Origin of the sequence: Stutzerimonas stutzeri, assembly GCF_024448695.1 — a bacterium.
In the GTDB taxonomy this organism is placed as follows: domain Bacteria; phylum Pseudomonadota; class Gammaproteobacteria; order Pseudomonadales; family Pseudomonadaceae; genus Stutzerimonas; species Stutzerimonas stutzeri_T.
Genome location: NZ_JAMOHY010000009.1, coordinates 1 through 13,312 on the forward strand (window position 1 = coordinate 1; position 13,312 = coordinate 13,312).

Here is a 13,312-nt window from a genome sequence, read left to right on the forward strand (position 1 = left end):
ATATACGGGTTTCCGAGGGCGTAATCCCTCACGCCAACCCTTGTATGAACCCCTATGACGGAAGCGCCTTCGGCGATTCCATCCTACGGAGAGCTGTCCATGAAGCCCCGCAGCATCCATCACGAACGATCAACCGTAGCCGTAGCCGTAGCCTGGATTAGCCGAAGGCGTAATCCGGGTTTCCGAGGGCGTAATCCGGGCTTCACGAAGGAGATCCGCCGATGAATGCCTACTGGGAATGCCTGCGGGCCATTGTCTTTCGCGAATGGCTGCGTTTCGTCCAGCAACGCTCACGCTTTCTCAGCGCCCTGGTGCGACCGCTGTTGTGGCTGGTGGTGTTTGCCGCCGGTTTTCGTGCCGCGCTGGGCATCGCCATCATCGAGCCCTACGACACCTACATCACCTATGAAACCTATATCGTGCCGGGGCTGGCCTGCATGATCCTGCTGTTCAACGGCATGCAGGGTTCGCTGTCGATGGTTTATGACCGTGAAATGGGCAGCATGCGCGTACTGCTGACCAGCCCCATGTCGCGCAGTTTTCTACTGGCCAGCAAGCTCCTGGCCACCGCACTGATTTCCTTGCTGCAGGTGTATGCCTTTCTCGGCATTACCTGGCTGTACGGTGTGCAACCACCGGCACTGGGCCTGCTCGGGGCGCTGCCCGCGCTGTTACTGGTGGCATTACTGCTAAGTGCGCTGGGCCTGCTGCTGTCCAACGGCATCCGCCAGCTGGAGAACTTTGCCGGGGTGATGAATTTCGTCATCTTTCCGATGTTCTTTCTGTCTTCAGCGCTCTATCCGCTGTGGAAAATGCGTGAAGCCAGCGACTGGCTGTACTGGCTCTGCGCCCTGAATCCTTTCACCCACGCCGTGGAGCTGGTGCGCTATGCGCTTTACGGGCAGTTGAATACACTGGCGCTCGCCGTCTGCCTGGGCCTGACGCTGCTGTTCAGCCTGCTTGCAGTGCTCAGCTTCAATCCCCAGCATGCCGCGCTGCGCCGCAGTGCATGATGAGCCACTACTACTTTGGTGCCGGTTTGACTGTCGATTGTAGGATTTCAAAAAGACGCCCGGTGAATTGTAATAAGACCGACCGAAGTACTGGGGCATTGCAGCCGTCGCGCTAAAAACGATCTGCCCACCATAATCAAAACAATGAGGTGACCGGTCTTGTACAAGATACTGATCGCAGATGACCATCCGCTCTTTAGGGAAGCCATTCACAACGTCATCAGGGACGGCTTTCCGGACAGCGAGATACTGGAAACGGCCGACCTCGACAGCGCTCTGGCGCTGACGCTGGAGCACGATGATCTTGATCTGGTGCTGCTGGACCTGAACATGCCCGGCATGCACGGGCTCAACGGCCTGATCAATCTGCGCAACGAAGCACCGACCATCCCCGTCGTGATCGTGTCCGCCGAACAGGACAAACAGATCGTGCTGCAGGCGATCACCTATGGCGCCTGCGGTTTCATCACCAAGTCCTCGCCACGCGCACAGATGACCGAAGCCATCGAGCAGATTCTCAACGGCAACGTCTACCTGCCCTCGGACATCATCCGCAGTCAGAAAGCGACCACTCGTCACTCCTATCACAACGAGCCGGGAATCCCGCCCGAACTCCTGCAGGCACTCACGCGCAAGCAGCTGTTGGTGCTCGAGCGCATGACCAAGGGTGAATCCAACAAACAGATCGCCTACAACCTCGACATCGCCGAAACAACGGTAAAGGCCCACGTCTCGGCTATTCTGCGCAAGCTCAACGTACACAACCGGGTGCAGGCGATTCTCTCGGCCGGCGATATCGACTTCGCGGCCTATCTGCGCCGCTGAAACAGCCCTCTCTACATTGCCCTTCCCGCCGTGGTCGCCCAGCGTCCACGGTTTTTTTGCATCGCGGTTTGTCGAGGAAGCGGAGATGACACCGGACTGGCAATACAGGCGCTGATTGGGCGTTTTGTGTTGAATGGCGATTGCTGAGTCGCTTGATAGCTTGGTTTCGCCCTGCTGGGCGACCTACTTTTTCCAATCGCGGAAAAAGTAGGCAAAAACGCTTGCCCCTGCATCCGGCCCTACGCTGCGATCCGGGTTCGTTCGCGCAATCGTCACTCCAGGGGCCGGCTTACAAGGGCCATCCATGGCCCTTTAAGCCTCTCGCCGCATCCATGCGGCTCGCTCCCTTACGCAACGATTGCGCTCACCCTCCTGAAAGGGGCGCTAGGTGTCGCTTGGCAGGCCGTGCAAAGGAAAATGCAAAGCGCTCAAACCTCAGGCGACTCGGACTCCGTTCCCCCCAGTACACTCGATAAACGCCTTGACCTCTAAAGCTGGCAAGGCACCACTCTTGCCAGTCCGGCAGCAGGCATCCATCCCCAGGAATGCGGAAACCTTATATTCAGCCAGCAGCGTGACCATGCTCCAGCATATGGCACATGGCAGTCTTGAGCTTCATCGGGCGGATCGGCTTGTGCATCAGCATGTGCCCCAGTTCCCGGACCTGCAGTTTGAGGTCGTTGCTGTAGTTGGCGGTGATCAATAGCACCGGCAGCGAGTGTGCGCGGCGCTCATTGACGGTGGTCACCACATCCAGTCCGTTGCAGCCGTTGTCCAAGTGATAATCGGCGATGATCAGGTCGGCATCGGCGTGGAAGTTGTCCACCTGACGCGCCAGATCTTCTTCCGACAACGCGGTGGTCACCACGCAACCCCAGCCTTCGAGCAGGGTGCGCATGCCCGCACAGATGGCTGCATCGTTGTCGATGACCCAAACCCTGGCGCCGTGCAGACGCTCCAGCAGCAGCTCGGTGCTGGGTGACTCGACCCGGCTTCTGGAAATGCGTCTGGCCAGCGGCACTTCGACGGCGAATACCGAGCCTCGCCCCGGCTGCGAGCGCACCAGGATGCGGTGGCCCAGCATGCGTGCAATCTTTTCAACGATGGCCAGGCCCAGGCCGAGACCGCGATCCTGACTGGGTTGCACCGCATCGCCTCGCTTGAACTCCTGAAACACTTCTTCCAGCTTGTCTTCCGCGATGCCCACCCCCGTATCCCAGACTTCTATGGACAGGCTCTGGCGCCGTCGCCGGCAACCCAGCAGTACACGTCCCGTGGGGGTGTAACGAATGGCGTTGGTCAGCAGGTTGCGCAGGATTCTGGCAAGCAGCTGGATATCGCTGCGCACCAGGGCTGTGCTGGGGATGTAGTCCAGGCGCAGCGCTTCGGTGCCGGCGATTTGCCGGAACTCAACGGCCAGGTTTTCCAGCAGTTCGCTGACGGCGAAAGAGGCAATATCCGGCTTGATCACGCCGGCGTCGAGTTTGGAGATGTCCACCAGGGTGCCCAGCAGATTTTCCACGTCCTCCAGGGAATTGCTGATGTTGCGAATCAGCCCACCGCTCGGTGTCGCCTGCTCCAGCAGTGCGCTGGTGAACAGCCGTGCAGCGTTGAGCGGTTGCAACAGGTCGTGGCTCACTGCGGCAAGGAACTTGGTCTTGGACAGGTTGGCCAGCTCCGCTTCACGCTTGGCTTCGCGCAGGCGGGCTTCGGCATGAGCACGCTCGTCGATTTCGCACAGCAATTGTTCATTCAGGCTGGTCAGTTCCGCCGTCCGCTCGCGCACCCGTTGTTCAAGATTCTGATAGGCCTGGTGCAGCGCCTCGGCGGTGCGACGGCGGTCGGTGATGTCCTGGATCAGCACGAAGATGCCAGCCACCTCGCCACTGGCCAGGCGGTTAGGCACATAGGAACGCAACATATAGCGTTGCTGGCCGGCGTGGTTGGGCTCGGCCATTTCAAAGCTGATGCTTTCACCGGACAGCGCCCGGTCGATATAAGGTTCAAGCTGCTGCCAGTGCTCGCCGCTGTGAATGTCGCGCAGGCACTGGCCGAGCATGCCGTCCCTGGGCCAGCGGTACCATTCCTCGTAGACCTTGTTGGTGAAGGCATAAGTCAGGTCGGCTGACACGTAGGCGATCAGGGCCGGCACATGGTCGGTGATCAGGCGTATCCAGCGCTCGCTTTCACGCAGTGCCTCGGCATGCCGGTAGCGTTCGGTGATGTCGGTGAAGGTATTGACGAAGCCGCCGGTAGGCAGCGGATGGGTGCGGATCTCCAGCGTGCGTCCATCGAACAGATGCTGCTCCAACTCGGTCAGTGGCTGGCCACCGATACCGCGCGTACCGGGTGTCAGCAACTTGAGTTCGCTGTCGGCCATGACCTCCTCGAAGGGACGGTGCGCCTCTATCGGCGCCAGGCCGCAGAGTTCCAGGAAGCGGCGATTCCACAACTCCAGACTGCCATCGGCGCTGATCATCGCGACCCCCTGGGACAGGTTGTCCACGGCCCGCTGCAACAGCCGGGATTTCTGCGCCAGCGCCTGTTCGCGGCGCATGGTTTCGCTGATCTTGACCTCGGTGATATCGGTATAAAGCATCACCAGGCCACCCTCACGGGTCGGACGTTCGCTGACCTGCACCCAGCGCCCGGTATGTAGACGGTAGACCGTGGGCTCGTTGCCCTTGCCGCGATGTTCCTCGGCGATCAGCCCGCTGCTTTCTGCCAACCGGCGCATGTCGGCCAGACGCGTGCCGCCATGGATGCGGGCACCGGTACGGTTCCAGAGCGATTTGAAGCGGCGGTTGAACAGGACAATGCGCTGATCCTTGTCGAACAGCACGAAGGCGTCGGAAATGCTTTCGATGGCATCGACCAGCAACTGGTGCGCCGTTTCCGCCCGCAGCCGGGCGTCGCTGAGCAGGCGGTTGCTGGCCTTCAATTCGGCCATTGTCTGGTTGAGCGCATCGGTGCGCTCACGCACCTGCTCAGCCAGCACCACCGAATGCTGAAATGCCGCATAGGAGGCATCGCGACCGGAGCTGCTGGATTCGATGCGTTCGATCAGCGCCGCATTGATACGGTGCAGCTTGGCGTTCTCGCGCTCGAGTTCGACCAGACGATTCGGCAGCTCAGCGACCTCCCCGTCCTCCGGGGCGACCAATGGCGACCCCGGTGAAGGTCTGATTGATGTGCATGCCATTGAACTGTTCTCCGTAGGTGTTGAAACCGATCACTCTCTGGCGTCGGAGAAAGGCGGAAATCTGCTCCGTGGTGCCGTTGCTCTCGATTTCCATCCGCCGCAGAAAGCAGTCGCAGCCCAGGGTCAGCAGGGTTTCACCGAGGCGTTGCTCAAGGCGCTCGAACAGTGTCTCGAGATTGGGCATCAGCGGACCGGGGCGCATGGCGGTCAGCACGATGCCGTTCTCCACGGCGCAATAGAAGGTCAGGCTCAGGTCTTCGTTGACCTTCTGAATGGAGCGCACGTAGTAATGCTCGTTAATGCGCACTGCCAGCGGATGGGCGGCAAACAGCGCATGGTTGAGATCAGCAACGTCCACACCGATCAGGCGGGCGTACTCCTCGGCAGCAGGTTCGGCGTTCAGCTCATAGACCCGCCGGGCATTGCTGTCGGCCATGGTCACCACCAGCTTTTCGCTGCGCGGCAGCATGTGGTGGGTGGTGAACACTTCGAAATCCAGCCAGGTATTGATCAGCACCACGATGGCCGCGCCGCTGCGGAAGGTGCCGTCGTAATAGACGTAGGTATCGGTCAGATGGTTGTCGTCACCTGCCGAGCCGCCGAAATGGGGAATGCTGCCAAAGGCAGCGCTGAGTGCCGAAAGAACGATCTCCTCCCGACTGGACAGGCCATCGAGCAGCGTCAGGGCGAAACTGTGGTCCTTGATCGGCGCCAGCGAGTTGCTGCGGCAATCACTGCCAAGACGCTCCACCAGTTGCTGGGCGTCGGTCAGGCTGAAGCGATCCATCTCGACGATCAGTTCGCTGGCAATGGAAAAACTGCGGTGATCAAAGCCGACAGCGGTCACGCAGCTGCGGCTATAGCCCTGGGCGGTGATCTCCCCCGCCGAGGTGCAGCCGACCAGTCGCACACCGCCGAAGTACTGTTGCAGCGCATCACCCAGGGCCGGCAGATCATATTCGGCAGAACAGAAGAACAGCACAAAACCGAGGTGGGGATGAATCAGCTGGCGGGCCAGATCCTGGGCCACGGTCTCCGCGTCCCTGGCTTCGGACATCGCCGTGCGTATCACTTCGGTTCTTTGTTCGATCACGCACCGCACTCCCGCACCACTGAATCGGATTCGACTCCATTCTTGGGCAGGCTCTGGGGCGGGCAAATGCTACTTGAGTACCGGTCGCAGCCTGCCAAGGTCGTAACGCGACGAAATCACGCATATCAGTAAACGAAAAGGCCGGCATTCCCGATGAATACCGGCCTTTTCATGATGTGGCAGCGGGGCATGGTGTGCGCTCAGCGCACGGGCCATTGCGATGCAACGGATGGCTCGACCTACGGTTCGGACTCCATCCGCGCCCTGCTTGTGTGCGGCTTAAAAACTCAGCGCAGCACCGACGGCGAAGGTACGGGTGTCTTCGTTCACCGCGTTGTTGCCATTGCGACCACGGACTTCCAGCTCGTTGAGTTCGGCCACCAGGGTCAGGTTGTCGTTAACGCTGTGGAACAGCGCGACACCACGGGTTTCAAAATCGGCTGCGGTACCAAGGCCGTTACCGTCATCCTCGGTTGTTCCGTAGGAGAGCGCCACGCGGTTCTTGCCGAAGCGGTAGGAGCCTTGCAGCAGGTAGCCGTCGCTGTCGACTTCGCGCAGCAGCGCCTCGCCGGCGTTGTTGGTGAAGAAGGGGTTGATGCCTTCGGCCTGGAAGCCCGATGCGGTCAGCGACAGGTTGCCCATTTTCGCCTGAACGCCATAGCTGATGCCCTTGGAGTCCACGTCGCGGACGCTGCTGTCGGTATTGTCGGAACTCTGCTGCATACCGCCGAGCCAGGTATAGAACTGCGTGCCACCCGCCTCAAACTGGTAGGTGATCTCGGTCTCGAAGCGCGGCGTATCCTGATAGGCCTTGTCCAGCGCGGAGTTGGTATCTTCGGTGGTATCCACCGGGTCCATGATGCCGACCGCAACGCGCAGACCGCTCATCACCGGCGAGCGATAGGTCACCTGGGCAGACGGGAACGGATAAGGGTAGCCGGTGCCGATATTGCCGAAGGAAACGCCGCCACCGTCCACCAGGCCGAGGGTGTCGCTGACCTGACCGTAGCCGGTGAGCATCTCGTCGAGCAGGATATTGGAGCGCGCGAACAGGCCGAAGTCCTTACCAAAGAGCACCTCACCCCACTCGTCGTTGGCGACGGTGGCGTAGAACTGGCGAACGTCGATGCCACTTTCGGTGCCATTGGTTTCGCTGTCATTGATGGTCACCCAGAACGAGGAGCGGCCACCCAACTTGAGGTCGCCAACCTGCTTTTTGAAGTTGAAACCGATGTAGTTGGGCAGAAAGCCCATCTTGACCCGCGACTGGTTGCGATCGAACTGCTCACCTGCACGGTCCACCTTGCTGTGGACGTAGAAGGTGTTGAAGTAACCATCGGTGGAAAAGGTGGTGTCGTCCTGATCGTACAGCACGATCTCGGCCATGGCGGACTGGCTCAGTCCCATGGCTACTGCGCTGGCCAGAGCCAGGGGCAGAATCTTGGTGCAGGTTTTTTTCTTGTTGTGCATGGCGCTCTCCGCTGATGTGACGACGGGCAGTCGTGTCGAAGCGGATTATCGAAAGCGCCACGGGCAAGCCATACGCTGCCATGGCGGCGCTTCGCTGGTACTTTGGCTGTAGCCAGGGGCTTGGGCTGCAAGCAGGTATTGAGCGATCCGGAGGAAGCAGCGCTTAGGTAGTAAGCCGCGGCGCTTTAGCAGGTGCTTTTCAACAGACTGTCAGGCACAACGCCAGCGTGCATCAGGGGCAGTTGCATTGGCCAGAACTCTCCATCCACCGGCGCCGTGACGAAGGACGTCCAACGCCGCCAGCAACTGCGCCCCATTCAGGCTGGTCATGGCCTGCGCCACCCGTGCCGGATGCTCTGGCCCATGCCCCGCCAGCCAGGTCTGGCCGATCTGCTCGGCATGCGCACGCAGGTCAGCCGTGTCGGCCACATGGCGCTTGGACAGTTCACGGGCAACCTCTTCAACCCGTACAGCCTGGCTCGCCAGTTGCGTGGCGAAATCTTCAAGAAATACCTCGACGTGCCCGAGAATCTCTGCGGCCGATGCTGACGGCGACTGCACGGCAAACAGCATCCCGGCCTGATCACCACATGAAGCGAAGCGGCTGAATACGGCATAGCCCAGTTGCAGCTCGCTGCGCAAACGACGAAAGAAGGCACGTTCAAGCAGGCGCCCCAGCACCCGCCAAGCGGCCTCGACCCCGTAACCACCCTCTGACGGCAGCGGACAGAACAGTAGCAAGGCTGTCTCGCCTTCGCTTTGCCCAGCGCCGAGACTGTGCCAGTGGTAACCATCTGACCCGGTTTTCAACCCAGGCGGTGCCGACGCGGCTTGTCCCGGCAGCGCAGTAATCGCTGACTGCAAAGGGCCACGGAGATCAGCTGCAAAACCGAAGGCCAGCCCCTGCCATTCAGCATCCCGCCAATGCTGGTTCAGTTCTGACTGGCCTAGCGGAGCCTGCTCGGCCCTGGATGTTGCCCCGGCAAGCAAGCGCGGCAGCAACGCCAGCTGTTGGCGAATGGGCAGCTCATCACCGCCAAGCCTGAAGGCGCGCTCGGCCAATTGCGGGCCTTGATCCAGAGAGGTCTGCGGTGGTTTGGCCAGCAGTGCGCCCAGGTCTTTCACGATCAACGGAATGGCTTCAGCGATACCGTACAGACGCAGCAGCCAGGCATTTCCCAAATCCTCGAAACGAAGCTCGACACCGGCCTGCCGCGCCGCCCAGACCCGTGATTGCAGGGCGTGATGAAACGCGTGCCAGTATCCAGCTGGAAGCGCACTGGTCGTGAATCGACAGCGCAGGTACAGCGCGCCGCGCCCGGCTGCATCCACCGAACCAAGCCATTGCAGGCCTGGATTGATCGCCCCTACGGTTCCGCGCGGGCTGGCCTTGAGCCAGGGGTTGGCCTGCGGTTGGCGCCAATGCCAGGCGACGGCTGCTGCGCGCACGGGCGTCTCGAATTTCAGGCGTAGCGGGAATCCTTCGGTTTCAACGGGCTCGCAGCCAGTCGTATCAGTGCTCAGCACTATCGGCTGCGCCACCTGTATCTGCTCAAGTACGCTCTCCAGCGCCTGACGGACTGCCGCCTCATCGCTGCTGTCACTCCAGGCCTGCGGCTCGACCCAATGCTTCAGCCGCGCCAGGGGCTCAGCAACCTGCAGGCTGCGCTGCAGCACGCGCCGGTATTCCTCGCGGCAAGCCCGCCAGCGGGCTTCGCCGGAAAAGAAACGCAACCAGTCGAAGAGTGCATCGACAATCTGCGCACGCCGTGCAAGTCCCTGTTCGGTCAGCGCCGCTTCGATCACCACTACGCCCTGCCCCGCATACCAGTACGGCACGCGGAGTTTGAGCGACTGACACAGCCCTTCATCACGCAGGCGCGGCAGCAGCGCCTCCGGCGCCTCGGATGCGATCCAGCTGGACAGATAATCCAGTGCCGGCTGGGCGTGCTCGGGCATCCTGTCGAGGGCGCAAGCCAGCAGCAATCGCGGCGCCGCCTTGTCCAGCTGCAATCGCAGCCAGGACTCCGGCGAATGCTGCAAGGGCGGGGCCTCACGCTGAATGAACGGGCCAGCGGTGAGCGAGACGTCAGCCGACCGGGCCATCCGCAGCAGATCGTCATGTGCTTGCGGGGCGACCAACAGCAGCTCGATCTGCCCCGTGCGATAGAAGCGCTGGTGATAGCCCAATAGCGCCTGCTGAAAATCTTCATCCTCGACAGGCAGCGTCTCGCGGTTACCGGCGTGGAAGGCGCTGAACGGATGGCCGCTGCCAAGCGCCTGCCCCAGCGCCGCATCGCAAAGGGTCTCGGCATCCTCGGCGCGCGCCAGGTATTCGGCATGCAGCACTTCACGCTCACGCAGTTGTGCGGCTGGGTCAAGCAGCGGCTGGGCAAGCATGTCCATCAGGCGCCACAGACCTTCTTCAAGCCGTTCGGCAGGCACCTGGAAGAAATAGTCGGTATGGCGTTCGCGGGTCGAGGCATTCAACTGCCCGCCACAGGCCTGCACGAAAGGCATCAGGCTCTGCTCGACAGGGTAGTGCTGGCTACCGAGAAACAGCAGGTGCTCGAGAAAATGGGCCAGCCCCGGATAGGCTTCGGGTGCGTCATGCGCACCGGCATGTACGCGAACCAGGGCGGCGGCTGGCGAACCCTCCGGCATGTTCAGCAGACGTACACGCAAGCCGTTTGGCATGCTGAGCTGCGGTGGGCGCTGGGAACAATCGGTTTGCAGAGACATGAGGCTATCGCGGTTTCCGGCAGGTATGCATGCAGGATCGCGCCAAGTCGCACCTGGCACAAGGGCGCCGATGTATTGGCTCAGAAACTGCTAAGGATTTGCAATGCCGCAATAAAAGCCATGAGGTAAACTGATGGCCTAATGCCAGTCAGTCAATCCGAGGTGCCGTGATGACTCTGACACTGCTGCAAAATGCCGCCCTCCTTCTCGCGCTGTGCTGGCTGCTCGGCTTTACCCTCCACCACATGCGCAACGGTCACCCCAGGCACAGCAATATCATCACCGGTCTCTGGTTTGGCGGCGCTTGCATAGTCGGCATGATGGTGCCCTTCACGCTGCAACCAGGCGTCTTCTATGACAGCCGTGCGGTGGTGTTGAGCATGGCCGCTGTCTTTGGCGGGCCACTCGCCGCAATGATCGCCGGCTCCATAGCCGGAGCCTACAGGCTGTGGCTGGGAGGGGCTGGAAGCTACATAGGCCTGTTCAACATTATCGCCCCGACACTGCTGGGACTCGGCTATTGGTTTGCCTGCAAACGGGGGCTGTTGACGGTTCGCTTCTGGCCGCTGCTGGGACTTGGTCTCACCTTGCACGTCACCGCGCTGCTTTCGATGCTCGCACTGCCTTCCGTCGCTTCTCTCAGCATCTGGGAACTGGCCTTGCCGACACTGTTGATCATGCCGCTGGCAACTGTAATGGTCGGGCTGCTGCTCGATGACCTGTCCCGCCGATACCTTGCCGAACAGGCCCTGCAAGCCAGCGAAGCCCGCCTGAGCGCCATCACCCGGGCGATTCCGGACCTGCTGCTGGTCATTGATGAAGATGGCCACCATCTGGAAGTCATATCGTCCGACAGCAGCCCACAATTCGCCGGCTGCCAGGTACTGGCCGGTCAGTCTGCGCATAACGCCTTGAGTGCGGATGATACGGAACGCTTCATGGCAACCATTCAGCAAGCCCTGGCCAGCAATATGCCGCAGGCGCTGGAGTTTCCCTATCTGACTGAAGATGGCCAGAGGTTCTATGACGTCCACATACAACGCCTGGAAACACCACCCGACAGCAAGCGCGCCGTGGTGGCGATTCTGCGAGACATTACCGAACGCAAGAATGTGGAAGAACGCATTCAGCATCTGGCCTTCTATGACCTGCTGACCAAGCTACCCAACCGGCGCCTGCTGCTTGATCGCCTGCAGCAGGCGCTGTCGACCAGCGCACGCAGAGGCTGCCATGGTGCTCTGATGTTCATTGATCTGGACAATTTCAAGCACATCAACGATGTGCATGGTCACCCGGTCGGCGACCTGTTTCTGCAACAGGCCGCCCAGCGCCTGCGCGAGGGCGTGCGTGACAGCGACACGGTGGCACGCCTGGGTGGTGACGAATTCGTGGTGATGCTCGAAGAGCTCGACAGCCAGCCCGAAACAGCCGCCGGGCAAGCCCGACATATCGGCGACAAACTACTGGCAACCCTGGCTGAGCCCTATCCTCTGGACGGTGAAATGCTTCTCAGCAGTGGCAGCATTGGCGTTGCGCTGTTCTGCGGCACAGGCGTCAGCGCCGACGAATTGATGAAGCGCGCCGATCTCTCGATGTACGAAGCCAAGAACAACGGCAAGAACGCGCTGCGTTTCTATGACTCGGCCATGCAAAACAACTTGCAGCAGCCGCTGGAACTGGAGAGCGATCAGTCTGAAGCCAGCGCGTAGGGCAGAACCTGTTCGGCCTTGGCCGAATGAATTCGTCCCCACGCAATGAGGCGGCTCGAAAACAGGAGCGGCTATAACGCCTGCGGCGCCCGACGGCAAAGCGTCACCAGCGCCTGCACCCAGCTTTCATGGGTGTTCAGGCAGGGAATCAACTGCAAGTCTTCACCGCCGGCAGCGATGAACTGCTCACGGCCGCGATCACCGATTTCTTCCAGCGTCTCGATGCAGTCGGCGACGAAGGCCGGGCACATGACCAGCAGCTTTTTCACACCTCTGGCCGCCAGGGCCTCCAGCTCTGCCTCGGTGTAGGGTTCGATCCACTTGGCACGACCCAGTCGCGACTGAAAGGCAACCGACCACTGCTGCGCTTGCAGTCCGGCACGCTCGGCGAACCGGGCGCTGCTCTGCAGGCATTGCGCCCGGTAGCAGCTGGCGAGCACCGCACCTTCGGCGCGCTGGCAGCAGTCGTCGCTTTTCAGACAGTGCGCGCCGCTCGGATCGGTCTTGTGCAGGTGACGCTCGGGCAGGCCGTGGAAGCTCAGCAACAAATGATCGAAATCCTGAGCCAGATGCGGTCTCACGCTATCGACCAGCGCGTCGAGGTATTCCGGCTGATCATAGAAAGGCTGCAGAATCGAGAGCGTGATATCCAGCCCCCTGTCACGAATGACACGCCGCGCCTCTTCGACAGCAGTGGTCGTGGTGCTGTCGGCAAACTGCGGATACAAGGGCGCAAAGGTCACCTGCCGGATGCCCTGCCCGGCCAGTTTTACCAGCGCGCGTTCGATGGACAGCTCGCCATAACGCATCGCCAGCTCCACCGGGCCTTCATTCCAGTGCGGGCACACAGCATCGGTCAGTCGCTGGCTGAGCACTACCAACGGAGAACCCTCAGGCCACCAGATCGAGGCATAGGCATGAGCCGACTGCTGTGGACGCCTGACGAGAATCAGCGACACCAGCAGACGACGAAGCGGCCACGGCAGATCGATCACGTAGGGGTCCATCAGAAACTGATTGAGATAACGACGCACATCGGCCACCTCGGTGGAAGCCGGTGAACCCAGGTTGACCAGTAACAACGCCTGCTCAGTCATGCGACATTCTCTGCTTTGTGTTGGGAGGATCGTGCCGCGACCAATAGGCTCTTGAGCGGCGCCGCTATACTGCCCGAGCTGACCGCTTCGATGCTACCCAACCGGCATTTTACTTGAGGTGCGCGCAAGCCCTGCGACGCCATTCAGGAACATTCGATGAG

Annotated in this window: 8 protein-coding genes; 3 read left to right on the plus strand and 5 right to left on the minus strand. The window is 60.9% G+C overall.

The window, feature by feature from the left end:
• Positions 1 to 221: 221 nt before the first annotated feature.
• Together NAV32_RS09300 and NAV32_RS09305 are read left to right on the plus strand one after the other, a co-directional pair.
• Positions 222 to 1,013: an ABC transporter permease gene (locus NAV32_RS09300; RefSeq protein WP_256052513.1), complete on the plus strand. Its 792-nt coding sequence runs from the start codon at positions 222 to 224 to the stop codon at positions 1,011 to 1,013.
• A 159-nt stretch (positions 1,014 to 1,172) separates the two neighbouring features.
• Positions 1,173 to 1,838, plus strand: coding sequence for a response regulator transcription factor (locus NAV32_RS09305; protein WP_256052514.1), 666 nt, complete (start codon positions 1,173 to 1,175; stop codon positions 1,836 to 1,838).
• Between the two features lie 562 nt (positions 1,839 to 2,400).
• Here the strand turns inward: NAV32_RS09305 and nahK are convergent.
• The 4 genes from nahK to pqqF form a co-directional block, all read right to left on the minus strand.
• Positions 2,401 to 5,040, minus strand: coding sequence for a hybrid sensor histidine kinase/response regulator NahK/ErcS' (gene nahK / locus NAV32_RS09310; protein WP_256052515.1), 2,640 nt, complete (start codon positions 5,038 to 5,040; stop codon positions 2,401 to 2,403).
• Positions 4,970 to 6,097, minus strand: a complete 1,128-nt coding sequence (gene nosP, locus NAV32_RS09315) for a nitric oxide-sensing protein NosP (RefSeq protein WP_272890227.1) — start codon at positions 6,095 to 6,097, stop codon at positions 4,970 to 4,972. The genes nahK and nosP overlap by 71 nt, the downstream gene beginning before the upstream one ends.
• Positions 6,098 to 6,412: 315 nt before the next feature.
• Positions 6,413 to 7,603, minus strand: a complete 1,191-nt coding sequence (locus NAV32_RS09320) for a porin (protein ID WP_256052517.1) — start codon at positions 7,601 to 7,603, stop codon at positions 6,413 to 6,415.
• A gap of 210 nt (positions 7,604 to 7,813) precedes the next feature.
• Positions 7,814 to 10,345 carry a pyrroloquinoline quinone biosynthesis protein PqqF gene (pqqF, locus tag NAV32_RS09325; protein ID WP_256052518.1) on the minus strand — a complete coding sequence of 844 codons (2,532 nt, stop codon included), beginning with the start codon at positions 10,343 to 10,345 and terminating at the stop codon, positions 7,814 to 7,816.
• A 170-nt stretch (positions 10,346 to 10,515) separates the two neighbouring features.
• Between pqqF and NAV32_RS09330 the strand changes: the two genes are divergently transcribed.
• Positions 10,516 to 12,054 (plus strand): diguanylate cyclase domain-containing protein, encoded by a 1,539-nt coding sequence (locus NAV32_RS09330; protein ID WP_256052519.1) that lies wholly within the window; start codon positions 10,516 to 10,518, stop codon positions 12,052 to 12,054.
• 71 nt (positions 12,055 to 12,125) lie between these two features.
• On the opposite strand, the gene hemH is transcribed toward NAV32_RS09330, so the two are convergent.
• The gene (hemH, locus tag NAV32_RS09335; protein ID WP_256052520.1) at positions 12,126 to 13,151 is read right to left on the minus strand and encodes a ferrochelatase; all 1,026 of its coding nucleotides are present in this window, start codon (positions 13,149 to 13,151) and stop codon (positions 12,126 to 12,128) included.
• Positions 13,152 to 13,312 lie beyond the last annotated feature (161 nt).